At 53.4% G+C, this 23,294-nt stretch carries 27 protein-coding genes; 16 read left to right on the top strand and 11 right to left on the bottom strand.

Annotated features, from left to right (window positions below; all coding sequences use genetic code 11):
• Positions 1 to 4: 4 nt before the first annotated feature.
• From RHI63_RS10400 to tyrS, 3 genes are read right to left on the bottom strand one after another with little or no spacing between them, the layout of a single operon-like run.
• Entirely contained in the window at positions 5 to 2,743 is a 2,739-nt protein-coding gene (locus tag RHI63_RS10400) for a M16 family metallopeptidase (RefSeq protein ID WP_399382047.1), read from the bottom strand.
• 8 nt (positions 2,744 to 2,751) lie between these two features.
• Complete coding sequence (locus tag RHI63_RS10395) at positions 2,752 to 3,081, bottom strand: hypothetical protein (protein WP_149819198.1); 330 nt, start codon at positions 3,079 to 3,081, stop codon at positions 2,752 to 2,754.
• A gap of 57 nt (positions 3,082 to 3,138) precedes the next feature.
• Positions 3,139 to 4,365, bottom strand: coding sequence for a tyrosine--tRNA ligase (gene tyrS / locus RHI63_RS10390; RefSeq protein WP_206201686.1), 1,227 nt, complete (start codon positions 4,363 to 4,365; stop codon positions 3,139 to 3,141).
• Between the two features lie 175 nt (positions 4,366 to 4,540).
• On the opposite strand from tyrS, the gene RHI63_RS10385 reads away from it, so the two are divergent.
• The 7 genes from RHI63_RS10385 to gap all read left to right on the top strand — a co-directional run bounded on the left by RHI63_RS10385 (position 4,541) and on the right by gap (position 11,781).
• Positions 4,541 to 6,472: a transglycosylase domain-containing protein gene (locus RHI63_RS10385; RefSeq protein WP_206200093.1), complete on the top strand. Its 1,932-nt coding sequence runs from the start codon at positions 4,541 to 4,543 to the stop codon at positions 6,470 to 6,472.
• A gap of 222 nt (positions 6,473 to 6,694) precedes the next feature.
• Positions 6,695 to 7,216, top strand: coding sequence for a transcriptional repressor (locus RHI63_RS10380; protein ID WP_206200092.1), 522 nt, complete (start codon positions 6,695 to 6,697; stop codon positions 7,214 to 7,216).
• A 3-nt stretch (positions 7,217 to 7,219) separates the two neighbouring features.
• Complete coding sequence (locus tag RHI63_RS10375) at positions 7,220 to 7,756, top strand: DUF2808 domain-containing protein (protein WP_206200091.1); 537 nt, start codon at positions 7,220 to 7,222, stop codon at positions 7,754 to 7,756.
• Between the two features lies 1 nt (position 7,757).
• A complete protein-coding gene (locus tag RHI63_RS10370; RefSeq protein ID WP_206200090.1) occupies positions 7,758 to 8,654 on the top strand; it encodes an LD-carboxypeptidase in 897 nt (298 codons plus the stop codon).
• Positions 8,655 to 8,799: 145 nt separating this feature from the next.
• A complete protein-coding gene (locus RHI63_RS10365) occupies positions 8,800 to 10,347 on the top strand; it encodes an NAD(P)H-quinone oxidoreductase subunit N (RefSeq protein WP_206200089.1) in 1,548 nt (515 codons plus the stop codon).
• Positions 10,348 to 10,399: 52 nt separating this feature from the next.
• Positions 10,400 to 10,735: a rhodanese-like domain-containing protein gene (locus tag RHI63_RS10360; protein ID WP_206200088.1), complete on the top strand. Its 336-nt coding sequence runs from the start codon at positions 10,400 to 10,402 to the stop codon at positions 10,733 to 10,735.
• Between the two features lie 23 nt (positions 10,736 to 10,758).
• Positions 10,759 to 11,781: a type I glyceraldehyde-3-phosphate dehydrogenase gene (gap, locus tag RHI63_RS10355; RefSeq protein WP_310743008.1), complete on the top strand. Its 1,023-nt coding sequence runs from the start codon at positions 10,759 to 10,761 to the stop codon at positions 11,779 to 11,781.
• On the opposite strand, the gene RHI63_RS10350 is transcribed toward gap, so the two are convergent.
• Positions 11,778 to 12,413 (bottom strand): 1-acyl-sn-glycerol-3-phosphate acyltransferase, encoded by a 636-nt coding sequence (locus RHI63_RS10350; protein ID WP_206200086.1) that lies wholly within the window; start codon positions 12,411 to 12,413, stop codon positions 11,778 to 11,780. The two genes, gap and RHI63_RS10350, sit on opposite strands and share 4 nt — an antisense overlap.
• Complete coding sequence (gene fabD / locus RHI63_RS10345; RefSeq protein WP_206200085.1) at positions 12,410 to 13,300, bottom strand: ACP S-malonyltransferase; 891 nt, start codon at positions 13,298 to 13,300, stop codon at positions 12,410 to 12,412. Before fabD ends, RHI63_RS10350 begins: the two co-directional genes overlap by 4 nt.
• Positions 13,301 to 13,406: 106 nt before the next feature.
• Between fabD and rpsP the strand changes: the two genes are divergently transcribed.
• The 4 genes from rpsP to RHI63_RS10325 are packed head-to-tail and all read left to right on the top strand — an operon-like array spanning position 13,407 to position 15,224.
• A complete protein-coding gene (gene rpsP, locus RHI63_RS10340; RefSeq protein WP_149819178.1) occupies positions 13,407 to 13,658 on the top strand; it encodes a 30S ribosomal protein S16 in 252 nt (83 codons plus the stop codon).
• Between the two features lie 3 nt (positions 13,659 to 13,661).
• Positions 13,662 to 14,015 carry a KH domain-containing protein gene (locus tag RHI63_RS10335; RefSeq protein WP_181494762.1) on the top strand — a complete coding sequence of 118 codons (354 nt, stop codon included), beginning with the start codon at positions 13,662 to 13,664 and terminating at the stop codon, positions 14,013 to 14,015.
• A gap of 3 nt (positions 14,016 to 14,018) precedes the next feature.
• Complete coding sequence (gene rpsU, locus RHI63_RS10330) at positions 14,019 to 14,192, top strand: 30S ribosomal protein S21 (protein WP_015126245.1); 174 nt, start codon at positions 14,019 to 14,021, stop codon at positions 14,190 to 14,192.
• 9 nt (positions 14,193 to 14,201) lie between these two features.
• Positions 14,202 to 15,224, top strand: coding sequence for a PhoH family protein (locus tag RHI63_RS10325; RefSeq protein WP_149819174.1), 1,023 nt, complete (start codon positions 14,202 to 14,204; stop codon positions 15,222 to 15,224).
• On the opposite strand, the gene RHI63_RS10320 is transcribed toward RHI63_RS10325, so the two are convergent.
• Together RHI63_RS10320 and RHI63_RS10315 are read right to left on the bottom strand one after the other, a co-directional pair.
• On the bottom strand, positions 15,169 to 15,891 hold the full coding sequence (locus RHI63_RS10320; protein ID WP_310821562.1) for a superoxide dismutase: 723 nt from the start codon (positions 15,889 to 15,891) through the stop codon (positions 15,169 to 15,171). The genes RHI63_RS10325 and RHI63_RS10320 overlap by 56 nt on opposite strands.
• A 46-nt stretch (positions 15,892 to 15,937) precedes the next feature.
• Positions 15,938 to 16,219: a hypothetical protein gene (locus tag RHI63_RS10315; RefSeq protein WP_206200083.1), complete on the bottom strand. Its 282-nt coding sequence runs from the start codon at positions 16,217 to 16,219 to the stop codon at positions 15,938 to 15,940.
• Between the two features lie 232 nt (positions 16,220 to 16,451).
• On the opposite strand from RHI63_RS10315, the gene RHI63_RS10310 reads away from it, so the two are divergent.
• Positions 16,452 to 17,135: a hypothetical protein gene (locus tag RHI63_RS10310; RefSeq protein WP_310821561.1), complete on the top strand. Its 684-nt coding sequence runs from the start codon at positions 16,452 to 16,454 to the stop codon at positions 17,133 to 17,135.
• Positions 17,136 to 17,206: 71 nt separating this feature from the next.
• Here RHI63_RS10310 and RHI63_RS10305 read toward each other — a convergent pair whose 3' ends face one another.
• Positions 17,207 to 17,392 carry an NblA/ycf18 family protein gene (locus tag RHI63_RS10305; RefSeq protein WP_024125509.1) on the bottom strand — a complete coding sequence of 62 codons (186 nt, stop codon included), beginning with the start codon at positions 17,390 to 17,392 and terminating at the stop codon, positions 17,207 to 17,209.
• 204 nt (positions 17,393 to 17,596) lie between these two features.
• On the opposite strand from RHI63_RS10305, the gene lpxD reads away from it, so the two are divergent.
• Complete coding sequence (lpxD, locus tag RHI63_RS10300) at positions 17,597 to 18,613, top strand: UDP-3-O-(3-hydroxymyristoyl)glucosamine N-acyltransferase (protein WP_310453760.1); 1,017 nt, start codon at positions 17,597 to 17,599, stop codon at positions 18,611 to 18,613.
• Between the two features lie 113 nt (positions 18,614 to 18,726).
• The gene (locus RHI63_RS10295; RefSeq protein ID WP_206200080.1) at positions 18,727 to 19,686 is read left to right on the top strand and encodes a hypothetical protein; all 960 of its coding nucleotides are present in this window, start codon (positions 18,727 to 18,729) and stop codon (positions 19,684 to 19,686) included.
• Here RHI63_RS10295 and RHI63_RS10290 read toward each other — a convergent pair.
• The 3 genes from RHI63_RS10290 to RHI63_RS10280 all read right to left on the bottom strand — a co-directional run bounded on the left by RHI63_RS10290 (position 19,683) and on the right by RHI63_RS10280 (position 22,233).
• Positions 19,683 to 20,825: a histidine kinase gene (locus RHI63_RS10290; RefSeq protein ID WP_302677664.1), complete on the bottom strand. Its 1,143-nt coding sequence runs from the start codon at positions 20,823 to 20,825 to the stop codon at positions 19,683 to 19,685. The two genes, RHI63_RS10295 and RHI63_RS10290, sit on opposite strands and share 4 nt — an antisense overlap.
• Positions 20,826 to 20,929: 104 nt before the next feature.
• On the bottom strand, positions 20,930 to 21,256 hold the full coding sequence (locus RHI63_RS10285) for a hypothetical protein (protein WP_310821560.1): 327 nt from the start codon (positions 21,254 to 21,256) through the stop codon (positions 20,930 to 20,932).
• Positions 21,253 to 22,233 carry a hypothetical protein gene (locus tag RHI63_RS10280; RefSeq protein WP_206201685.1) on the bottom strand — a complete coding sequence of 327 codons (981 nt, stop codon included), beginning with the start codon at positions 22,231 to 22,233 and terminating at the stop codon, positions 21,253 to 21,255. The genes RHI63_RS10285 and RHI63_RS10280 overlap by 4 nt, the downstream gene beginning before the upstream one ends.
• Before the next feature lie 183 nt (positions 22,234 to 22,416).
• On the opposite strand from RHI63_RS10280, the gene RHI63_RS10275 reads away from it, so the two are divergent.
• Both RHI63_RS10275 and RHI63_RS10270 read left to right on the top strand, forming a co-directional pair.
• Entirely contained in the window at positions 22,417 to 22,695 is a 279-nt protein-coding gene (locus RHI63_RS10275; protein ID WP_310744289.1) for a TMEM165/GDT1 family protein, read from the top strand.
• A gap of 134 nt (positions 22,696 to 22,829) precedes the next feature.
• A complete protein-coding gene (locus RHI63_RS10270) occupies positions 22,830 to 23,291 on the top strand; it encodes a Fur family transcriptional regulator (protein ID WP_206200077.1) in 462 nt (153 codons plus the stop codon).
• The last annotated feature ends 3 nt before the right edge of the window (positions 23,292 to 23,294 follow it).

Below are 23,294 nucleotides of genomic sequence, written 5' to 3'. Positions count from 1 at the left end.
CGTTCTAGGGGCTAAAGGAAACACTAGGACCGGCAGTGACAATCACCAGTCGCTCTGGATCAATCAGATTCCGCAGAGTGTGATTAACTTCATCCAAGGTCACCTGCTGCAGGCGATCGCTAAACTGCTGGAGTTCTTCTGGGGGTAAATCCACACTGGCATTCCCTACAAGCGTCCGCGCCACCACATCCACATTGGCCAATTCGACAAGGTAAGTATTACTGAGGCTGCGCTTGGCGGCTCCGAGTTCGGCGGCGGTGAATCCTTGGCGGTGGGCATCCCTGAGAAGTTGCAAGGTGGCCTGAATGGCCTTGGCGGTATCCTCAGGGGCAGTTTGCAATTGAATGATAAAAGGCCCTGCTTGACGACTGGCACTAAAGAAGCTGTAGATGCCATAGGTCAACCCTTGGCGATCGCGAATCTCTGTGCCCAAGCGACTGGCCAGCGTGTCTCCCCCTAGGATGTGATTCATCAGCATCGCTGCGTAGAAGCGAGGATCGCGGCGATCGATCCCCGGCGTCCCCAGATAGGTAATCGCTTGGCTCTTACCGGCAATCACCGCATTCTTAAAGAGGGTTTGCTCGGGCGGTGAAACTGCAGGAAAGGTTAGGGACAGGGGATCCGTTTGGGGTTGCCACGAGCCAAAAATTTCATTGAGGCGCGATCGCACCTCCACAGGGTCAAAATCTCCCACGAGGGTCAAAATCGTGTGATCGGGGGTATAGGCGGCACGATAAAAGTTCAACAGGTCTGGGCGTTGAATTGCTTGTACAGATTCAGGAGTGGCAAAGGGATGCAGGGGATGATTGGCGGGATAGAGGGTTTCTTGCAGGACGCGGCGCCCCCAGCGCACAGGATCATCCGCCTCAAGACTCAGAGCCGTGAGATAGCGCTGCTGGCTGAGCTGAAACTCCGACTCTGGGAAGGTGGCCTCCTGAAGCACTTCACCAAGGGTTTGCAACAGCGTGGGCAGTTCACTGGCCAAGGCATAGCCCTCAATATCCACTCCATCGCGGAAGGCGCTGAATTCTAGGCTAATGCCGCGATCCTCAAGGGTTTGTGCCAACGTCAGGGCATTTTTGCGCCGCGTGCCATTGAGGAGATTGGCAGCAGTGAGGTTGGCCACCCCCGGTTGCGTCAGCAGATCGTAGGCTGTTCCAGCGTCAATGCGCCCCGCCAGCGTAATCGTTGGTGTACTGCGATCCACGAGTAAGAGCACCCGCAGGCCATTTTTCAGGGTAAAGGTTTCCACCCCGTTGCTTTTGACCTCAGGGGCAGCCTGCCCACTCCCTTGGGGTAAATAGGCGGCAATGGTTTGCGGATCTACAGGCTCACCGACAAGATTATGGGCGGTGGTTTGGGCACCCGGCCGACCTGAAAGCTCAACATCGGCAAATTCACTGGGAATAAATTCCCCCACAATCCAGCGATCGCGCCCAAAGTAGGTCTGCACCACTCGTTGAACATCCGCAGCCGTGACTTTTTCAATGGCCGCAAGGTGGCGATCGCTAAAGCGGTAATCTCCCGTCAGGGTTTCATCGTTGGCTAGTTGACTGGCTTGGGCATCAATGTCGCGATTGCGCAGGATAAAGTTGGCCTTGAGCTGTTGTTTGGCGCGTTGCAGTTCAGCGGCACTCAAGGGACGCTCTGCCAGCTGGTTCAGAATCTGGTGAATGGTCTGCTCAATGGTCTCAAGGGATTGCTCCGGGGCCGCGATCGCGCCAATTTCAAACCAGCCCCCCGCCTGTAACGCGGCCACATAGGAGTAGGCCGAACTGGCTTGACCCGTTTCCATCAATTCCTGATACAAGTACGAACTGCGTCCGCCACTGAGGAGCATATCCAGCACATCCAAGGCCGCCTGATCTGGATGGGCCATCGCTGGAATGGGTACCAAAATCTGTAATAGCGGCGCACTTCCCGGTTCTGTGAGGCGAATTCGCTGGGCTTGACCTGCTGTTGGCGGCGGTAATGAAGGAGACTTTAGAGGGTCGGTTGGCCGAGGAATCTGCCCAAAGGTTTTCTTGACCAGTTCCAGTGCCCTTGGGGGACGGACATCGCCAGCAATCACCACAACGGCATTATCGGGGCGATAGTACTGGTGATAAAAACTCTTCACCGCTGGCAGCGTAAACTGCTCCACATCACTGGCCGTTCCCCCCACTGGCAAGCCGTAGGGATGATGGGGATAGAGGGCGGCCAGCACGGCTCGACTGAGGCGATATTCAGGACTATTTTCATAGCCTTGCAGCTCCGAGATCACCACCCGTTTTTCACTCTCAAGGGCATCGGGGGTCATCAGGATATTGCGCAGGCGATCCGCCTCGAGAATCAGCAGTGGTTCTAGTTGGTCAGCGCGCACCGTATGGTGGTAGGCGGTCATGTCGTAGCTGGTAAAGGCATTGGAAGAACTGCCAAGGGCATAAAACAACTGACCAAACTGGACGGGACGGCTCTTGGTGCCCTTAAACATCAAATGCTCCAGTTGGTGGGCAATCCCATTTTCCCCCTTGGGCTCATGGCGCGAACCCACGCGATACCACACCTGCAAACTCACCACAGGGGCGGTGGGAATCTCTTTAATCAGAACCGTGAGGTCATTGTCTAAAACGGTTTTGGTCACACCACTACTGAGTCCTGCGACGGGGTTCAGGGGAAAAATCACAGCCAAACTGGTACTCAAAAGCATCAAGCCAATAAATAAGAAGATCTTAACGAATCGTGGAACCAGCCCTAGGGTCATCGTTGTAGTTAATTCCCTTGGTGGGCGATCGCGCTCACAAGTGCTGTAATCGCCGGGGAAAGACTCGCCAGAACAACAACGGATGCCGCCGCAATAATGATCGTTGTTGCCATCCGCACCATGGCATCGGTTCCCCGTTGATAAACTTCAAACTTGTACTCTTGATTTTTCACCTGAGTGGCTAACTCACTCACATCCCCTTGCAGTTTGTGCACATCAGTTTGGAGCTTTTCGACATCCGTTTGTAGTTTTTCAACATCGGTGCCGAGTTTCTCCACATCTACACGCAGCGCCTGCAACTCGCTGAGTACCTTGGCTTGAAATTCCTGCTCGCTCATCCTACACATTCTCTGCACCACCTCATCTTCATTCTGGCAGAGAATGCCAACCGCCACCTAAGGTACAAAGCGCAGGAATTTTTTCTTACCCACTTGCAGCACTTGGTTTACATAGGGTTCCGGTGCCGTGAGGGTAAAGTCCACATCCGTAATTTTTTCGCCGTTGAGACGCACCCCACCCCCTTGGATCTGTCGCCGCGCTTCGCTGCTACTGGGGCAGAGTTTGGTGTGACTGAGTACATAGGTCAGCTTCACAGGGAACTGAAACTCCCCAAGGGAATATTCTGGAATCGATCCCGCCTGTGCCGTTTGTCCTTGGGTGACGATCGCGGCTAGTTCCGCTTGGGTTTGCAGGGCGAGATCGCGCCCATGGTACTGACTCACGACTTCTAGGGCCAAGGCCTTCTGGCGATCGCGGGGATTGGTGGGTAAACTGTCCAAGGGCAAATCCGTGAGCAACTCAATGTATTGGTTCACCAAGGCATCGGGAATTTTCTCCAGCTTGGAGTACATACTGGCTGCCGACTCCGTAAGCGCCACATAGTTGCCAAGGGACTTCGACATTTTCTGTACTCCGTCCGTCCCCACCAAAATCGGCATCAGCAGACCAAATTGCACGGTGGGCAAGCGAAAATGGCGCTGTAAATCGCGACCCACAGCAATGTTAAATTTTTGATCGGTACCCCCCAGTTCCACATCTGCCGCCACCGCCACTGAATCATAGCCCTGCATCAATGGATAGAGAAACTCATGGAGAAAAATGGGCGTTTCCTTGGCGTAGCGTTCGGCAAACCCCTCCTTGGCCAGCATTTGGCCAACAGTCATCGTTCCCAGTAGCTCGAGAATTTTCCGCAAGTCCAGCTTGGCGAGCCACTCCGAGTTGTAGCGAATTTCTAAGCGGCCGGGGGTCTCAAAATCCAAAATGGGCTTCACTTGCTCAAGGTAGGTTTGCACATTGGTTGCCACCTCCTCAGGGGTGAGTTGTTTGCGCACCTCCGACTTCCCTGTGGGATCGCCAATTTGAGCCGTAAAGTCACCAATAATCAGCACGGCACAGTGCCCCGCATCCTGAAACTGGCGTAACTTGCGCAGGACAATGCTATGACCGAGGTGAATTTCGCTGCCCGTGGGATCAATGCCAAGCTTAATTCGCAGCGGGCGCTCCATTTGCCGCAAATAGACCCAGAGATTTTCTTCGGGTTTGGTGGAATCAGGGACATGGGGAAAGGTTTCGACAACGCCGCGCTGCAGCCGTGCAATTGTGGCCTCAAGGTCTGAAGACATCACTTGATTGGGCATTGGATTGGGCATTCGATTTGGGCGAGGACATTTTCTGGTCTAGGATGGCTATGATAGCAATCAATTGCGATCGCGCGGCAATCTTGCTATCCCTTACTTTTATCCCAATAAAAAAATCATATACGAAGCAAAAAATAATTGGCGTCAGGAAGCGACTGTCGTGTCCACCACTACCCTTGGCAAACACCCCTCCCAAACCCGCCCCCAAGATGAAAACTTCTGGCGTGGGGTCCTGCGAATTGCTAACCGTACCTTCCTTGTCGGGATGACCTTTGGTTGTGCGGCAATCGGCGGGGGGCTGCTGGGCTTGGCGATTAGCTTTCGGAATTTGCCGGATGTGCGATCGCTGCGGGGCTACATTCCCAGTGAAACGACGCACATTTACGATGCTAAGGGCACCCTCCTTGTCAGCCTTCACGATGAAGAAAACCGCGAAGTCGTTCCCCTCAGCGAAATTTCGCCCAATTTGAAGCTGGCTGTGATGGCGATCGAAGACAGTAGCTTCTATCAGCATCGCGGTATTAATCCCATTGGTATTTCCCGTGCCTTAATGGTCAACCTCACCTCGGGGCGTACCGTACAGGGTGGCTCTACCCTGACGATGCAATTGGTGAAAAATCTCTTTTTGTCTCAAGATCGCTCCATTAGTCGTAAAGTGGCTGAGGCTGTTCTGGCCATGCGCCTCGAGCAGATCTTCAGCAAAGATGAAATTTTGGAGATGTACCTCAATCAAGTCTATTGGGGACATAACACTTACGGCGTACAAACCGCCGCCCAAAGCTACTTCAAAAAAAATGCCGCTGATCTCACGCTTGCCGAAGCTGCCATGATGGCTGGCATTATCCAAGCGCCCGAGGCCTATAGCCCCTTTGTGGATTTTGACCTCGCCAAAGAACGGCAGCAATTGGTGCTGGATCGGATGGTGGAATTGGATTGGATCACCCCCCAGGAGGCCGCTGCTGCTGCCCAAGAACCGATCAAGCTGGGGGAAATTACCTCCTTCCAGCGCAGTCGCAGTCCTTGGATTACCGATGCTGTGTTGCAGGAGTTGACCCGCCAATTTGGTCGTGAAGCGGTCATCCGTGGGGGAATGCGGGTACAAAGTAGCCTTGATGTCAAGGTGCAAAAAATGGCCGAAGAGGCAATCCAACGCGGCTATCAAACCCTACGGGGCAGTGGTGTGCGCGCCGATCAGTTGGCTTTGGCGGCGGTAGATCCACGAACGCACTATGTCAAAGCCCTTGTCGGCGGTGTGGACTACAACCGCAGTCAGTTTAATCGCGCCACCCAAGCGATGCGTCAGCCGGGGTCTGCCTTTAAGCCCTTTGTCTTTTATGCTGCCTATGCCAGTGGCAAATATACGCCCGATTCTGGAATTAACGACTCACCCGTTAGGTATCGCGATGGCAGTGGGTGGTATGTGCCGCGAAATTACGATGGCTCCTTTATGGGTGGGATGTCTATGCGTATGGCTTTGGCCATGTCCCGCAATATTCCTGCCATTGTTCTTGGCCAAGAGGTGGGTATTGAGCGCGTTATTGAAATTTGCCGTACCCTTGGCATTACCAGTCCCATGCTTCCTGTGGTTTCTCTACCTCTGGGGGCGGTGGATCTGACGCCCTTGGAAATGGCCGCTGCCTATGCCACATTCGCCAACAATGGCTGGCAATCCCCCACCACGACGATTATTCAAGTTACGGATAATAATGGCAATTTGCTCTTGGATCACACCCCTCGCCCCAAACTGGTGCTGGATCCTTGGGCGGCCGCAGCCATCAATGACACGATGAAAAGTGTGATCACCAGTGGGACAGGCACAGGTGCCAACATTGGCCGACCCGCCGCAGGGAAAACAGGCACCACCTCTTCTGAGCGGGATATTTGGTTTGTCGGTTATGTGCCGCAACTCTCAGCCGCGGTTTGGGCAGGGAATGACAACTATGCGCCCCTCGGGCAGGGGGCAACGGGGGGTGGCTTTATGGCACCCATTTGGCGGGATTTCATGAGTCAGGCACTCAAGGATGTGCCCGTCGAAGACTTTACCCCGATGTCGAAGTTCCAGCGACCCAAGCCCCAACGGCAAACAAACTAGCAAACAAATTAGGGATTGGTTTTTGAACTGGGTTCTGCGCCATTGAACCCATTAACACTTGATTTGATCGATTTGATCGGATAGGGCTTGGGCGTTGCAACTCATTTGCAGAAAGTTCAGTAAAACTATTGTAATTATTCTCAATAAGCTGTGGTTGTTGCAAATGACACTTGTTGTCGGCTATCATGCAAACCAAATATCGGCAGATCACGCGAATCTCCTATGCCACTTTATACAGCAGCAGCCTTAAAGGCAGAACTGAATGAGAAGGGCTGGCGGTTGACGCCACAGCGAGAAACCATTCTCAATATTTTCCAGAATCTGCCTAAGGGCAACCACCTGAGTGCTGAAGACCTGCACCATGAGTTGCGTAAACAGGGACACTCCATTAGTTTATCCACCGTTTATCGCACTGTGAAGTTGATGTCACGGATGGGTATTCTGCGGGAGTTGGAACTGGCCGAGGGACACAAGCACTACGAACTCAATACAATGTCTCCGCACCACCATCACCACATGGTGTGCGTGCAATGCAACCGCACAATGGAGTTCGACAATGATACGATTCTCAAGCAGGCTCTGAAGCAGACGGAGAAGTATGGTGTGCAATTGATTGATTGCCAACTGACGATCTATACCATTTGTCCAGAGGCGTTGCGGCGCGGTTACCCCGGCCTGCCGGAAAACTGGGTCTGTAGTAGCGCGATCGCCCACGGCACAGAACCCCCCTCGCGGGGTAAATAAGGGATGCGACGACCCTTCGCGATCGCCCTTGTTGGCATAGCTGCTTTGCCCCCTCAGAGCCTAGGGGTTGAGTTTCCCGATGGTCGGGTGGCCTTTGATCAGCCACCCATTTTTGTTGAAGCCAATACCCGCTATCCTCAAGTGTGGCTAACGAATACCACCTACAACTTCATTGTGCAGATACCGACCACCGCAGGCGAACCCCTTGCCCGGCTCGACATTCAACAACTGCCCGGCATTGAGACGATTTACTTTTTGCCCCAACGTACCCGTGTTTTTATCGGCGATCGCTCCCGCCAGCCGATTCCCTTGGGCAAGGTGACCTTTGATGGCCATTCAGCGCTGCTCACAGTGACCTTTGATCCCCCTGTGCCACCGGGGTGGTACCTGCGGGTTGAGGTTGCTCCTGTGCGCAATCCCCAATGGGATGGGACGTATCTTTTTGCTGTGACAGCCTTTCCTCGGGGAGGAGATCGCGCCATAGGTCAAAATATCGGCACGGGGCGCTTGCAGTTTTACCGCAATTCTAATTTTTTCTAACGTGACCGTCTTTGCAACATTACCGCCGCCGCTTCAGCCGGGCGATCGCCTTGCCGTCGCCTTTCCTAGTGGTGTCCTCCGCCAAAGGGAACCTTTTTGGCAGGGAGTGGCCTGTTGGCAAGCTCAGGGCTATGAGGTGATTGTCGATGAGGCGGCCTTTGCCGGCTGGGGCTACCTTGCGGGTGCCGATCAACAGCGGCGCGATCGCCTGCGGCACTTATTGCAAGATGATTCTATTAAGGGTATTCTCTGCGGGCGGGGCGGATTTGGAGCGACTCGTCTGTTGGAGCAGTGGCAGTGGCCAGCGGTATCACCGAAATGGCTGATTGGTTTTTCGGATATTACGGCTTTGCTGTGGAGCTATGCTAACCAAGGGGTGGCCGGTGTCCATGGCCCAGTACTCACCACGCTGGCGGCAGAACCCCTTTGGAGTCAGCAGCGGCTTTTTGATCTGGTGCGGGGCAAACCCCTAGAGCCGCTCTTGGGAACGGGTTGGGGGGGCGGTGTGGTGCAGGGTCGTCTTTTGGTGGGGAATTTAACAGTCGCGACTCATTTACTGGGGACGCCTGATTGTCCTTCTTTTGAGAATGTGATCTTAGCCCTAGAGGATGTGGGTGAAGCCCCCTATCGCATTGACCGCATGTTGACGCAGTGGCGCCGCAGTGGTGTGTTGCATCAGATTCAGGGGATTGCCCTCGGTCGTTTTAGTCGCTGTGAGGATCCCACCACCCAACCCAATTTTCGCGTGATTGAGGTTTTGGGCGATCGCTTGGCGGATTTGGGGCTTCCCATTGTCAGTGACTTGCCCTTTGGCCATGAGGGGGTCAATGCTGCATTACCGGTGGGGGTGGCAGCTGAGCTAGATGGCGATCGCGGCTCTTTGCGGCTATTGCTCTGACCCAAAATCAAAATACCACCTCTGCCAGTGCCGAGATTGGTAAAAACTAATCCCACTCATAAGCAGAAGGCGATCGCGGGCAAACAATGAAATGAAAATCTGGGTGATAAGATATGGGGGATTCCATCAAGGCGCGTAAAGAGTTATGGATTTGGTGACACTGGCCGGACAGCTGAATGCAGGCACCATTTTGCCGGAAACCATCGTGATTGTGACGCTGCTTGTTGTCCTCCTAGCAGATTTGATTCAGGGACGCCAAGCCGATCGCTGGACCCCCTACTTTGCCATTGTCGGTTTAGGGGGAGCGATCGCCACGATGATTCCCCTGTGGACTCAGCCCGACACCGTCAGTTTCTTTGGCAGCTTTATTTCTGATCACCTCAGCCTCTTCTTCCGGGGACTGATTGCCCTTTCAGCCTTGGGCACGATTCTCATGTCCATTCGCTATGTTGAGCAAACCGGCAGTTCCCTCGGCGAATTTATGACGATTCTGTTGACGGCCACGGTGGGTGGCATGTTCATTGCCGGTGCCCAAGAACTGGTGTTTATCTTTGTGGCGCTAGAGACCCTGAGTATTGCCTCCTATCTGCTCACCGGCTACACCAAGCGCGATAGCCGCTCCAACGAAGCCGCCTTGAAATATCTCCTGATTGGTGCGGCCAGTTCTGCCATTTTCCTCTATGGATCGTCACTGTTGTATGGCCTCTCCGGTGGGCACACCCAGTTACCAGAAATTGCCCAAGCTCTCTCTGGGGAATCCTTGGGTCTGGTGGTGGCCTTAGTGTTTGTTATTGCTGGCATTAGTTTCAAAATTTCGGCAGTGCCCTTTCACCAATGGACGCCCGATGTTTATGAGGGTGCCCCTACGCCTGTGGTTGCCTTTCTCTCCGTTGGCTCCAAAGCGGCTGGGTTTGCCCTTGCCATTCGCTTTTTGACCTTGGCCTTCCCCAGTGTCACCGATCAGTGGCAACTCATCTTTACGGTGTTGGCGATCCTGAGCATGATTCTTGGCAATGTGGTTGCCCTTGCCCAAACCAGCATGAAGCGGATGCTGGCCTACTCCTCCATTGGCCAAGCGGGGTTTGTGATGATTGGTTTTGTCGTTGGCACTGAGGCAGGTTATGCCAGTATGCTCTTTTACCTGCTGGTGTACCTCTTCATGAACCTTGGCGCTTTTACCTGTGTGATTCTCTTCTCCCTGCGCACGGGTACCGATCAAATTAGTGAGTATGCCGGCCTCTATCAAAAAGACCCGTTGCTGACCCTCGGCCTGAGCCTCTGTCTGCTTTCCTTGGGCGGAATTCCTCCCTTGGCCGGCTTTTTTGGCAAAATTTACCTCTTCTGGGCGGGTTGGCAAGCCGGTGCCTATGGTCTGGTGCTGCTGGGTCTATTAACGAGTGTGATCTCGATTTACTACTACATTCGTGTTGTCAAGATGATGGTGGTCAAGGAACCCCAAGAAATGTCCCTAGCTGTGCAAAATTATCCCGAGGTTTCTTGGTCAACCTTTGGCATGCGTCCGTTGCAGGTGGGTCTAGTGATGACGGTGATTGCCACCTCCTTGGCGGGTATCTTGGCCAATCCCCTCTTTAACTTGGTGAATACGGCAGTACTAGATGTGCCCCAAGTGGCTCATCAACCGACGGCGATCGAGGTGGCTTACCAAAGCCTACCGCCGGCAGGTAAATCTTAAGGATGACTTTAGTACGATCCCCGATCTATCCCCCTAGAATCAAGGGGAAGCCATGCTAGGACAAATCACAGTGGTGGAATTGGCGCAACGCCTAGCCACAGAGGCGGATACCTTGCAACTCATTGATGTGCGGGAACCAGAGGAGTGGGCGATTGTTCACCTCCCCCATTTCACCCTTTTGCCCCTGAGTGCGTTTCCCCAATGGTCGCCCCAAATTTGCCAGCTCTTTGATCCAGATCGGGAAACCTTGGTACTCTGCCACCACGGTGTGCGATCGGCGCAAATGGGTCACTGGTTGATTCAGCAGGGATTCCGTAATGTGAAAAACATTGTCGGTGGTATTGATGCCTATGCTGCGGCAGTGGATCCAACCCTACCCCGTTATTAGTTGATTGCCTTGGGAGAGTTTTCATGACCTTGAAAGTCGGTATTAATGGCTTTGGCCGCATTGGCCGCTTGGTGCTACGGGCGGGTCTCGCCTGCGACAATATTCAGTTTGTCGGCATTAACGATCTCGTGCCTGCGGATAACCTTGCCTACCTCTTTAAGTACGATTCCACCCACGGCATCTATCCGGGGATCGTCAAGGCCACGGCAGAGGGCATTGAAATTGATGGTAAGTTCATTCCCTGTACGGCCATTCGCAATCCCGCAGAACTGCCTTGGGGATCAGTTGGCGCCGACTACATTGTTGAATCCACCGGTCTATTTACCGGCTATGATGGCGCCTCGCAGCATCTTCAGGCCGGTGCGAAACGAGTGGTGATTTCAGCCCCCACCAAGGATGCCGACAAGGTGAAAACAATTGTCGTTGGTGTTAATGATGCGGCCTTTGATCCAGCGGTGGATGTGATTGTCTCTAATGCCAGTTGCACGACAAATTGCTTGGCACCGGTGGCGAAGGTCCTACATCAAACCTTTGGGCTAGCTGAGGGCTTGATGACCACGGTGCACTCTGTCACCGCAACCCAACCGACGGTGGATGGTCCTAGTAAGAAGGATTGGCGCGGCGGCCGCGGGGCTGGCCAAAATATTATTCCCGCCTCTACCGGCGCTGCTAAAGCGGTGACACTGGTGTTGCCCGAACTCAAGGGCAAGTTGACGGGGATGGCCTTTCGCGTACCCACACCCGATGTGTCTGTGGTGGATTTAACTTTCAAAACCGAGAAGGCCACGAGCTATGACGAGATTTGTGCGGCAATGAAGGCAGCGGCCGAGGGTGAACTCAAGGGCATTCTTGGCTATACCGAAGAGGCCGTTGTCTCCAGTGATTTTATCGGTGATGGCCGCTCCAGTATCTTTGATGCCACAGCCGGGATCCAACTCAATGCCAATTTCTTTAAGGTGGTGGCTTGGTACGACAATGAGTGGGGCTATTCCTGCCGTGTGGTGGATCTCCTCAAATTGATGGCCGCTAAGGATGGTCTGCTCTAGCGACCCAAGTCATGGAGACGGTGGATCACTTCGCAGCAGTGCTGTGTGACTGCTTCTAGGGCAGGGCGATCGCCCGAAGCCGGGGGCGGAAGGGGGGCACCAATGCGCACCGTAATCGGAACCGGTCGGGGAAATCCACCTTTTTTGAGAATCTCTTGGGTTCCCCAAAGGCAGACGGGCAATAGAGGCGCCTGAGCTTTGGCGGCAATGAGTGCTGCCCCCAATTTCGGATCATAGATGCGCCCATCTTTCGTGCGCGTGCCCTCCAAAAAGACCCCCACTGCCCAACCCTGTTCTAGAGCTTTGAGGGCGGCCTGCAATGCGCGGCGATCGCCGGCTCCCCGCTTCACAGGATAGGCACCATACCACCGAATCAATGTCCGAAAAATGGGAATCTGGAATAATTCCTCCTTGGCCATCCAAGCCACCGGTCGGCGCACACAGTTAGAAATCAGGGGTGGATCAAAGTAGCTGGCATGATTGGCTACCACCACCAGTGGCCCTCGCAGCGGTACCTGATGGGCACCATAGATGCGCCCGCGAAAGTAGGTGTGCAGGAGTGGACTCACCACTGACCATTTGAAAAGATGGTAGAGGAGCAAACTGATCAGCGGCTCGCGATCGCGACTCACCCAAGGCTCTCCAAACTAGCGATCGTGGCAATGCTGGTAACGGTGATCTCTGGGGTCGTGCGTTTAACCAAGCCTGCCAATACGTTGCCGGGACCAATTTCAAAGGCTTGGGTCACCCCCGCTGCCGCAAGGGCATGACAGGTGTCCACCCACCGCACAGAGCCGGTCATCTGCGATCGCAAGCGTGCCTTGATCACCGCTGCATCTGTTGTCGGTTCAGGTTCGACATTGTTCAAAACGGGAAAGATCGCCTCGTGGAAGGTGTACTCCTCCAGCAGCGTGGCAAACGTGGCTGCGGCCTCCGCCATAAACGGGGAATGAAAAGCCCCACTCACATTCAAGGGAACCGCTCGCTTCACCTTAATTTTGCCTAGCACCGCGTCCACCGCTGCCGGCAGCCCCGAAATCACCACCTGCCCCGGATGGTTATCATTGGCCAGAACCACATTGGCTGTGCTGGCGATCGCCTCTTGCAACTGCTCGCGGTCAAAGCCAATCAAGGCCACCATCTTGCCCCCCCCGGCGGCATTCATCAGTTCGGCTCGCCGCTGCACTAACTTCAGTCCTGTTGTAAAGTCAAAAACCTCCGCCGCATAGAGGGCAACATATTCGCCGAGACTATGCCCCGCAACAAAGTCCGCTTTTGCCCCCCGTTCCTTGAGGGCATCCACCAGCAAGCTCTCCACCAGAAACAAACTCGGCTGGGTATAGAGGGTTTGATCTAAGTTACCGATACGACCTGCACAGCACTCAATGACCGACCACCCCAAAATAGCCGCTGCCTGTGCGCACCGCTCCTCGGCTGGGGGATAGGCCGTTAGCAAATCCGCCATCATTTCTGGATGTTGCGACCCTTGGCCGGGAAATAACCATGCTGTCTTTGTCATCGGCAGTGCTCAACTCGAACCGCAATCTACTTTACCCGATTTGGGATGTCCGTTATACTAGAAAATTGTCGATAAAAATCTGCCCCTTTTATCTCCATAGGCTGACATGATTAAACTGCGTCTCAAACGCTACGGCAAAAAACGGAACGCCACCTATCGGATTGTGGCCATGAATAATACGGATCGCCGCGATGGGCGTGCCCTCGAAGAATTGGGCTTCTACGATCCGATCCGTGATGAAGTGCGCCTTAAGGAAGAGGCTATCAAGCGGCGTTTGGCGCAGGGCGCACAACCCACAGATACCGTGCGGCGGCTGTTTGTCAAAGCGAATCTTCTCCCTGAAACTGCCAAAAAATAGGCAATGACTGAGTCGGCTGCCCCCAATTACGCTGCCTTGATTCGCTTCCTGCTGGAACCCTTTATGGAAGCACCAGAAACCCTACGGCTGCATGCGGAATTTTCCCCTGCCAATTCTCGCATCTGGGTACGCCTTGCCTTTGCTGGCGAGGATAAGGGACGGGTCTATGGCCGTGGCGGTCGCAATCTCCATGCCATTCGAGCGGTTTTACAGGCTGCTGCCCAAGCCGCCGGTCAGCAGGTTTACTTAGATGTCTATGACGATGCCAAAAGTACACCTAAAATAGATCATCAAGGGAGCGATCGCCCCCGGCGATCCCGTCGTCGTTCTTATCCATCATCAAGGAGGCAAAGTTAGCGCGTGTCTGAAGTGCGTTTAGGTGAAAACGAATCCATTGAGTCCGCTCTACGGCGATTCAAGAAAAAAATCCAAAAAGCGGGCATTCTTTCGGAAGTCAAACGGCGTGAACGTTACGAGAAACCCAGCCTGCGCCGCAAACGCAAACAGGAGGCCGCCCGCAAGCGCAATCGCTAAGCCTTGGGTATGACCACGAGGGAAAGCCTCACGATTGACCTCCACAGCACTGAGAGTGCGATCGCCCTTGTCGGTGAGCAAGAAGCCAACCTGCGCATCTTTGCCGCCCAAACAGGGGCGACCCTTGTTTTAAGGGGGCGGGATCTCTACATCACTGGTACCCCTGCTCAAATCCAACTCTGCCAACAACTGATTCAAGACCTCGGTACCCTCTGGCGCGAGGGGCGTCCTGTGTCTGGGGTAGATATTCTCACCGTCCGCCATGCCTACGACACCCAGCAGCGGGAAGCCCTCCAAGAGCTGCAACAGGATATTCTGGCTCGCACCCGTCGTGGCGACATTATTCGTGCCAAAACCTTTCGCCAGCGCCAGTACATTCAAGCCATTCGCAGCCACACACTCACCTTTGGCATTGGGCCAGCGGGCACCGGCAAAACCTTCTTGGCCACCGTTCTAGCCGTCCAAGCGCTACTGTCGGGTACTTATGAGCGGTTGATTTTGACACGGCCTGCGGTGGAAGCAGGGGAGCGGCTCGGCTTTTTGCCGGGAGATTTACAGCAAAAAATTGATCCCTATTTGCGTCCCCTCTACGATGCTCTTTACGAACTAGTGGAGCCGGAGAAAATTAGTAACCTGATGGAGCGGGGGGTGATTGAAGTGGCTCCCTTGGCCTATATGCGAGGGCGTACCCTCAATAATGCCTTTGTCATCCTCGATGAGGCCCAGAACACTACCCCTGCCCAAATGAAAATGGTGTTGACCCGCATTGGTTTTAACTCCTGCTTGGTGGTGACGGGGGACTTGACACAAACCGATCTACCAGAACATCAAACCTCCGGCCTCAGTGTGGCCACGAAAATTCTCAAAGATGTCGAAGGGATCGCGTTTTGTTATTTAACCAAGGGGGATGTGATTCGCCATCCCCTTGTCGAGCGAATTATTGATGCCTACGATCGCCATGAGCAGGCCTTGCTTACTAAGTCAAAAGAGCGCGCATCTGGGCGTAGCGATCGCTCAGCCAAGGCCAATTAACCACCTGCCACCAAGCCTCTAGGTACTGATCGCGACGGTTGCGATAGGTCAGGTAGTAGGCATGCTCCCACAAATCATTGCCCAAGATCGGCACTTGCCCTTGCATCAGCGGCGAATCTTGGTTCAGTGTGGTGGTAAGGGCCAGATTTCCTTGGGGCGTCAGCACAAGCCAGACCCAGCCACTGCCAAAGTGCTTCAGACCCGCCTGCTGAAACTGGGTTTGAAACGCTGAGAACGAGCCAAAGGTGGTTGCAATTGCTGTGGCCAACTCCCCCGTGGGTTCACCGCCCCCATTCGGTGCCATACTTTGCCAAAAGAGGGAATGGTTGGCATGGCCGCCGCCGTGGTTGCGCACGGTTTGTTGGATAGCGGTGGGTAGTTGGCGAATGTGGCGCAGTAAATCCTCAATAGGTAGCCCCTGCCATTGCCGGTAGGGCGTCAGTGCCTTGTTCAGCGTCTTCACATAGGCCGCATGGTGTTTGTCATGGTGTAGCTGCATCGTCTCCGCATCAATCACTGGCTCTAGAGCATCGTAGCCGTAGGGCAAAGGCGGCAGCGTATAAATTTCTGACGGCTCACCTTCAGCCACGGCTGGGCGCGATCGCAACCAGAGTGTAGCGGCACTGCCGACGAGGAGGCCGAGGGTTTGACGACGGGTTAGGGGCATAGCGAGTACGTGAAATGTTCCCGCTAATAGTTTAAGTCCCGCAGGATTATTCTTGGCGCAGTAGCAGTTGTTGAGCTTGGCTGGGCGTCAGCAGTTGGCCATCCACTTCAATTTGTAGCACCTTGTCAGCGGATGGTTGCAGCATCGTACTGGCCTCACGGCGGTCTTTAGAACGCCACTGATTTTGCCAAAGGCGGTTCATTTCCGAGGATTCAAAGCCGGTGGTCGGGGAAATGGGATTCAAGATCGGGGGCAGGGGAGTCGCCAACGTGGCCAAGGGATAACATATCCCCAGCAACACCACGCTCAGCAGCAGTGGACGAGTCATATATCAATACCTCTTAGGAGCGATCGCAAATAATTTTTACAGTAGGCTTCTTCTAACCGCTTATTTTTTTCACCAAGGTCAGCCCTCATTCTTATTATATCCTCTGGAACTAAAGTCCTTTTTGGGTTTTTTCCCTCGTACTGAAGCGTTGAAGCTACCAAGCTTCTGTATTGTTTCCTAAGTTATGATGGTAAGGCATACGCACCAGTTTGTTGGCAATTATCAATCCAGAATGACACAGGCATACACCCCTGAAGATGTTTGGCGATTATTGGCAGAGCTACTGGCGGCTCAAAAGGAAACAGAACGCCGATTTCAGGAAACCGAGCGACAATTTCAAGAAACAGATCGGCGTTTTCAGGATCTTGAACAGCGATTTCAGGAAACGGCTCAACGTTTTCAAGAAACAGATCGGCGGTTCCAAGAGACTGACCGGCGTTTTCAAGAAACCGAACGGTTGCTCCGAGAAGAAGCACGGCAGCTCAACCAACAAATTGGCAAACTGGGCAATCGCCTTGGGGAATTTGTGGAGTGGCAAGTCCGCCCAGCCGTGTTGCGCTTATTTCAGAGTCGGGGAATTGCTGTTTCTCAACTCTACAGTGATGTGATTCTTCAAGACGGCAACGAGAGTTTAGAAATTGATCTGTTGGTCGTTAACACCCATGAAGCCGTTCTCATCGAAGTGAAAACAAAACTTAGCCAAGGGGATGTTGATGAACATTTAGAGCGGATTGCGAAATTTCGCCGTCTAGCTCACCAGTATCGTGGCACCAAACTCTTGGGTGCCGTGGCAGGGATGATTGTGCCGCCCGAGGTGGCTCGCTACGCTTATCGGCAAGGTTTGTTTGTGTTGGCGCAGTCGGGGGATGGGGTGACGATTCTCAACGACCCGCAGTTTCAGCCCCGTGCGTGGTAGGCCACTATCCCCTACTTGATTCGACGGCGGAAGCAAGGTGGAGAAAGAGGTCCGTCCCACACCTGTGTGACCTAGGCAGCGCGTTTGACCAAGGAGCGAATGACGTTGTCTTTCATCATCAATAGGCGAGAGGCTTGCAACAGTAGCTCACGCGCTTCCTGAAGGCTCATGGCACTCACTTGCTCCTCCATCACCCGCATTTGAAACTCCTGTTCAAAGCTGAGGTCAACATTCAGTTCGGGGAAGCGTTGCTCCATAGAATGTACTCCTTACTCCATGTTATCGGGCATACGTGTTAAAAAATATAACAAACACATTGACAAAGTTGCCACTCAATGAATATCACCCGTGCAAAGGATAAAATGTTCAGTATGAACGATTTCGCTAAATTCTTGATCGGTTTCACAAACGAGACCTGATAGACTGAGCTAAAACTCAAGTTTGATGATGAGGACGGCAAGATGCGGTTGGCAGAGGTGGCCGAACGGTTTGGGGCAACCCTTGATTGTCCAGAGCAGGGCGATCGCCCCGTGTTGGGGGTAGCCCCCTTAGAAACAGCAACAGCCACGGATATCTCTTTTCTGGCCAATCCGAAGTACACCGCTCTATTGCAGACCACGGCAGCGGCTGCTGTGTTTGTCCGTCCCGATTTTCAAGGGGAGGCAGCCTGTCCCCTGCTGCGGGTGCCCCATCCCTACCTTGCCTTTGCCAAATGTATTGAATGGTTTTATCCGCAACCCAAACCCTCCGCCAAAATTCACCCGACGGCAATTCTGGGAGCCGATGTGGTGTTGGGAGCGGATGTGACGATTGGTGCCTATACCGTGATTGGCGATCGCGTGCGCATTGGCGATCGCACAGTAATTGATAGTCATTGCACGCTCTACGATGATGTGGTGGTTGGCGCCGATTGCCGTATCTATAGCCACTGTGCCCTGCGGGAGCGGGTACAATTGGGCGATCGCGTCATTCTGCAAAATAGTGTTGTCCTCGGCGGTGATGGCTTTGGCTATGTGCCTCTGCCCGATGGTCGCCACTATAAAATTCCGCAAGTGGGCACCGTGGTCATTGGCAATGATGTCGAAATTGGTGCCGGCACAACGATTGATCGCGCCACCCTCGGGGAGACTACTGTGGCGAATGGCACGAAGATTGACAACCTGACGATGGTGGCTCACAACTGTACCATCGGTGAAAACGCGATTCTCTGTGCTCAAGTGGGCTTAGCGGGTTCGACCCACATTGGTAATCATGTCGTTCTGGCGGGACAGGTGGGGGCAGCGGGTCATTTGACCATTGGCGATCGCACCATTGTCTCTGCTAAATCCGGCATCAGTAGCTCTGTCCCCCCAGATAGCCGCATGGGGGGGATTCCGGCCATGGATCAAACCCTCTACCTCAAGGTTTCAGCCGCAGTGAAGCAGCTGCCGGATCTCCTCAAGCGAGTGCGCCAATTGGAAGCAAAGGTAGGGGGATAGCATAGATATTCTAACCACCCTCTATAGTGGAATTAAGGGCTAGGGTTGCCTTTTGGATCGTTCATCATAGGGTGAGGGGCAATGGGTCACACGAATCTGCGACACTAAAGCTTATGACTCCTCCAGCAGCCATTCGATTACTGCCCAGTGATCAGGAATTGTTCCAAGCGCTCCTTGGCTACCATGAACTGACAACCAAGGCAGACAAGCAAGCAGCCTTACTTACCTTGCTCCAGCGCGATCGCGCCCAAGTCATTGTCAAAAGCATTGCCCAAGCTGCCTTTCCCCAAACGGCCTTTAACTTTGCCCTCTGGATGCTCAACCATGACTTGGTGACGCTAGATTGGCTCTACGACATCACCTATCGCATTTCCACCCAAGGCTGTCAAGAAACCATTGATTTGGGATTGCTCTACGGCAGTCTCAAACACTTAAGTGCAGGGGATCAAGCCGTTGTCTTGGGTCAAACTGAGGCTGCCCTCAAGGCGATTCGTCTCGATGAGTTGGACTTAGCAGCCTTGATTACGACACTGGAACCGGCAGTGGCGATCAGTTTCCTCTCTTGGTTTGTCACCTTTAAGAAAATCACGACAGTGGATCTGGAATACATCAGCCAAATTGTCCAGAAGGTGAAACCTAACGCCGAACCGCCCCAAGAGACCACTGAGATTCACTCCCAACCCCTCGTCCCTGAACCCCACATCATTGAACTTACCCTTGAAGACAAATTGCTGGATTTGAATTTGCAATTGGGGGGCACAGAAACAGAGATTCTACCCAAGGTTTTGGATCGCTTTTTATTTCGGCGCACCCGTGAAGATAAGGTGGTCTATCGTCCCAATACACAGGTGGTACGCCTTGCCTGCGTTGGCGAAGAGCGCCGTGACATTCCTGTGCCAGTGCGCAGTGCCAAAACATGGCCACCGGGAGTCTATGTGATCTATCGCGAGCAGGAATCCCTACAACTGATGCGCTTGCCAGATAACGAGTTCTACGAAATTTTGCCCCTTGGGCCTGATCCCTATCTGCGCGCTGAAACGATCGCCCGCATGGTTAAGGAAGGGCAGCGCTAGCTATAAACGGGCAGTGTGAAGTGAAAGCAACTGCCTTTTCCCGGTTGGGAGTCCACCCAAATCTGGCCGTAGTGCATACGAATAATTTGGCGGCAAAGGGCAAGGCCAATGCCATAGCCTTCAATGGTGCGATCGCGATCGAGGCGAACCGTCTCGCCAAAAATTTTTTCCTGCTGCTCAATGGGAATACCGGGGCCAGTGTCACAGACGGTAACTTGTACTTTTTGAGTCATGCGGTGAAAGGCGCTCAGGTGGATTTTGCCCCCTTCAGGAGTGTATTTACAGGCATTGTCCAGCAGATTAACAAGGACCTGACGAATGCGATCGCCATCGCCATAGACCAAGGGTAAATCCAAAGGAATGTCGGTGGTAAAGTGCTGCTTTTTACGTTCAAAATTGAGGCGCACATCCTCAACCGTTTCTTGGCACAGTTGTCGCAGATCCAGTTGCCGTGCCATAATTTGCAGCTTATCTTGGGGTCCGCGCGCCGCTAAGAGTAAATCCGTAATCAGTTGTCCCATCATCTGGGTTTGACTGCGGGCATGGTGAAACAGGCGTTGGATGTCCTCAATATGGAGTTGCTGAGTGCTCTCTTCCTGAAGGTTGGCTTCGAGGGTTTCAAGGGCAATGCCAACAGCAGTGAGGGGGTTACGCAACTCATGGGCCAGCAAGCCAATAATCCGATCTTTGAATTGCAGTTGTTCGGCAAGGCGATCGCGCTCTTGGCGCAGTTGAAACAGCTCATCCTTCAGGCGGCTGAGTTCCATCGAGCAATCGGACTGCTCCGCTGCCGACTTTTGCATATCTGCCTGTAGGCCGAGAGCCACTTCCCGCTGCCAGCGCGGCCACCAATAGTCTACTTTTTGCAGCAGCTTACGACCAGCGAGGGTTTGACGCGGTTCAGGACGGACTTTAATCAAGGCAGGCGTGGCAACCAGCTTGTACTCCTCTAGGAGATAGGGCTGCTCACCTATGGGCACCACTTTTAACTCAAAGCCAAAGTTCGAGGGTAGTTGCTGAATGTGGGCTTGAATAGCAGCGGTTTCCTCTTCATCGCCCGGACGATTAGCAACAAACAGGAGCAAACTGAGCGGCGGTGTCGTTTCTTGGGTAGAACTGGCATCCGCAGACGCTTTCATTGAATCACCGGCGAGTATTCTCAGGGGCAACGAAGTGCGCTTCCTCTCTAGGAAACACCATAAAGATTAACTAAATGTTAGCGGATTCTCCCCCGCAACCCAACCTAGGATTGTTGGCCATCCCGCCGGCCAAGTTCGTAGATTGCCCCACCGATGGTTGCCATCAGGCCTAAACTCAAGGCCCAACTTTGTCCCAAGCCCAAACTACAGAGGATAAAGCAACTCGTCCCCACCAGAATAAAGGGAACTAGCCCCACCATCCCTGCCCAGAATTCGGCACTTTGGTTTGCTTCACCCCCTAGCCACGTCACTAAACGCTGTATTAAGGCTTGCCCCGTGGGATAAAAGCCCCAGTACAGGGCGATCGCCCACAGACCAGACCCCGCAATGGCAATGGGGGAGAGAGAAACCTGCTGCAAATTGGGAATCATAGGAGTCCTTGAAAAATCTTGGGATCAAACATTTCTCGGAGAGATAGATAGTAGGGGGTAAAAACACTTGTATCATAGCCAGCGGCACGGGTTTGTATTTCCTTACCCAAAAGGTGCACCATTTGAAACACTAGCTCCCATATCACATTCAGCGAAGGATAAAGCATCAAACACAGGGGAAAGAGTTCTCGTTGCAGCGCCTCAAGGCTTTGCTCCAAAAGACATACCCAGAGGTAGATCTGGAACATCTCGACATCGCGAATACTGGAAACACGCACACTGGCTTGGGTCAAAGGGCCACTAAAACAGCGGTGCTGGGGGTTGAGTTCGGCAACACGATCACAAATAGCGGTGGCGATCGCCGTGCTCTGGGGCAACAGATGGCGCACTAAAGCCAAGGCCGGATCATTGTAGTCGTAGTTGGCTGCTGCGTTATAGGCACGGTGCAAGGGCATGTAGAGGTGATCATCAATAACTTTGAAGAAGCTACTGAGGATCGGACGTTGGCTCGTTGGTGCCACTTCTAGCAGTAATACCCCCGTGTGGTGAAACTGCATACTGACAAAGCCAATCACCCGCGGATCGACGGCAGTATAGCGGCGGCGAATCTCACTGATGGCACTAGCCAGCTTGGCGGTCATTTGCTGGGTGCCCTTGCCGGCTTCGTAGAGTTTGAGGGTGCGCTGATAAATGTCATGGATGTCTTTGGAGATGCTCCAAGGATCCACCAGTTCCGCTGGGATGCCATGGCGAATCATCTCTGCGGCCAAAAAGCCTTCAGTGCGCTGCCAAGCCTTGACACTGGCATTCCGCAATTCGGCCAAGAGCCGAGGGGCAACCACCGCTGGATCATCCTCCGCAAGGGCGGTGGTGTTGAGGTTGGTAATATAGCGCTTTGCCCAAGCCTGTGCCAGACTGCTCAAGGAGGTGGTGTCCGGTGCGATCGCGCTCGATCCGTCAGTAGTGGTATTCAACATGAGCACCTCCGCCATTTAGAACAGGGCTATAAGCAGAATTGATATTAAGAATCGTAACTTGTTTTAAGCTGATCCTGCCACCCTGCGCCACTAGCGATCGTTGACCGCAACTGCCCATACCGTTAATCTGCCCTATAGCAGCAACATCTTTGGAGAAATTGGATGGACTGGCAATCCTTCGCCGTGAGTTTTGCGATTGTGTTCTTGTCAGAACTGGGGGACAAGAGTCAACTGGTGGCGATTACTTTAGGGAGTAATGCCCGCTCCGCTACCGCTGTCTTTCTAGGCGTGGCCTCTGGCTTGGTGTGTACAACGTTTTTCGGTGTGCTTTTGGGCAGTGGGATTGCCACATTGATCCCCGTGAAAGTGGTCAAGGCGATCGCTGCCATGATGTTTGCCTTTCTGGGGTTTTATTTGCTGTCTCAAAGAGCGGCTGACAGCCTTGACAAGGAGCAAATTTGATTATAACCAAAGGATTGATTATCATAGTGACTACAGGTTAGCAAATGGATAACCCTAAAACTGCGATTTAACTGCAATAGGCTACTTAGCTAAGCAAAATCTGCTGTTTGAATTTTATTTTTTAGGATAGCGCCGTGTTCACGTCTCCTGCTCCCAGTCCCCTACCCCCCATTCGTTCCCTTGAGGATGCGATCGATCGCTGTCAGCGGCTTGGATTGCGGCTCAGTCGGCAGCGGCGTGCCATTCTTGAACTGCTCTGGGATGCCAAGGATCACCTCTCAGCGCGGCAGATCTACGATCGCCTGAATCAAGCCGGCAAAGACATCGGCCATACCTCTGTATATCAGAATCTCGAAGCCCTTTCCGAGCATGGCATTATTGAGTGCGTTGAGCGTGCCGATGGGCGCCTTTACGGCAATATCAGTGATAGTCACAGCCATGTCAATTGTCTCGATAGCCAGAAAATTATTGACGTTCATGTTGAGCTACCCCCCTCTCTCATTGCTGAGATTGAAGCAAAAACTGGCGTGAAAATTGTTGACTATCGCATTGATTTTTACGGTTATCAAAACACTGATCCGAGTGCCCAAGGATAACTG

Source organism: Thermosynechococcus sp. GLH187, assembly GCF_031583395.1.
GTDB lineage: Bacteria > Cyanobacteriota > Cyanobacteriia > Thermosynechococcales > Thermosynechococcaceae > Thermosynechococcus.
Note: the sequence above shows the minus strand (reverse complement) of the source record. Positions and strands in the feature narration are given on the sequence as shown.

Excerpts from the sequence above, each read along its gene's own strand:
- RHI63_RS10325 (WP_149819174.1), top strand. The coding sequence starts at position 14,202 with ATGACCACGAGGGAAAGCCTCACGATTGACCTCCACAGCACTGAGAGT.
- rpsP (WP_149819178.1), top strand. The coding sequence starts at position 13,407 with ATGATTAAACTGCGTCTCAAACGCTACGGCAAAAAACGGAACGCCACC.
- RHI63_RS10285 (WP_310821560.1), bottom strand. The coding sequence starts at position 21,256 with ATGATTCCCAATTTGCAGCAGGTTTCTCTCTCCCCCATTGCCATTGCG.
- RHI63_RS10360 (WP_206200088.1), top strand. The coding sequence starts at position 10,400 with ATGCTAGGACAAATCACAGTGGTGGAATTGGCGCAACGCCTAGCCACA.
- RHI63_RS10295 (WP_206200080.1), top strand. The coding sequence starts at position 18,727 with ATGACTCCTCCAGCAGCCATTCGATTACTGCCCAGTGATCAGGAATTG.
- RHI63_RS10315 (WP_206200083.1), bottom strand. The coding sequence starts at position 16,219 with ATGACTCGTCCACTGCTGCTGAGCGTGGTGTTGCTGGGGATATGTTAT.
- fabD (WP_206200085.1), bottom strand. The coding sequence starts at position 13,300 with ATGACAAAGACAGCATGGTTATTTCCCGGCCAAGGGTCGCAACATCCA.
- gap (WP_310743008.1), top strand. The coding sequence starts at position 10,759 with ATGACCTTGAAAGTCGGTATTAATGGCTTTGGCCGCATTGGCCGCTTG.
- RHI63_RS10395 (WP_149819198.1), bottom strand. The coding sequence starts at position 3,081 with ATGAGCGAGCAGGAATTTCAAGCCAAGGTACTCAGCGAGTTGCAGGCG.
- RHI63_RS10365 (WP_206200089.1), top strand. The coding sequence starts at position 8,800 with ATGGATTTGGTGACACTGGCCGGACAGCTGAATGCAGGCACCATTTTG.
- RHI63_RS10375 (WP_206200091.1), top strand. The coding sequence starts at position 7,220 with ATGCGACGACCCTTCGCGATCGCCCTTGTTGGCATAGCTGCTTTGCCC.
- RHI63_RS10280 (WP_206201685.1), bottom strand. The coding sequence starts at position 22,233 with ATGTTGAATACCACTACTGACGGATCGAGCGCGATCGCACCGGACACC.
- RHI63_RS10320 (WP_310821562.1), bottom strand. The coding sequence starts at position 15,891 with ATGCCCCTAACCCGTCGTCAAACCCTCGGCCTCCTCGTCGGCAGTGCC.
- RHI63_RS10400 (WP_399382047.1), bottom strand. The coding sequence starts at position 2,743 with ATGACCCTAGGGCTGGTTCCACGATTCGTTAAGATCTTCTTATTTATT.
- RHI63_RS10335 (WP_181494762.1), top strand. The coding sequence starts at position 13,662 with ATGACTGAGTCGGCTGCCCCCAATTACGCTGCCTTGATTCGCTTCCTG.
- RHI63_RS10305 (WP_024125509.1), bottom strand. The coding sequence starts at position 17,392 with ATGGAGCAACGCTTCCCCGAACTGAATGTTGACCTCAGCTTTGAACAG.
- tyrS (WP_206201686.1), bottom strand. The coding sequence starts at position 4,365 with ATGTCTTCAGACCTTGAGGCCACAATTGCACGGCTGCAGCGCGGCGTT.
- RHI63_RS10310 (WP_310821561.1), top strand. The coding sequence starts at position 16,452 with ATGACACAGGCATACACCCCTGAAGATGTTTGGCGATTATTGGCAGAG.
- RHI63_RS10380 (WP_206200092.1), top strand. The coding sequence starts at position 6,695 with ATGCCACTTTATACAGCAGCAGCCTTAAAGGCAGAACTGAATGAGAAG.
- lpxD (WP_310453760.1), top strand. The coding sequence starts at position 17,597 with ATGCGGTTGGCAGAGGTGGCCGAACGGTTTGGGGCAACCCTTGATTGT.
- RHI63_RS10290 (WP_302677664.1), bottom strand. The coding sequence starts at position 20,825 with ATGAAAGCGTCTGCGGATGCCAGTTCTACCCAAGAAACGACACCGCCG.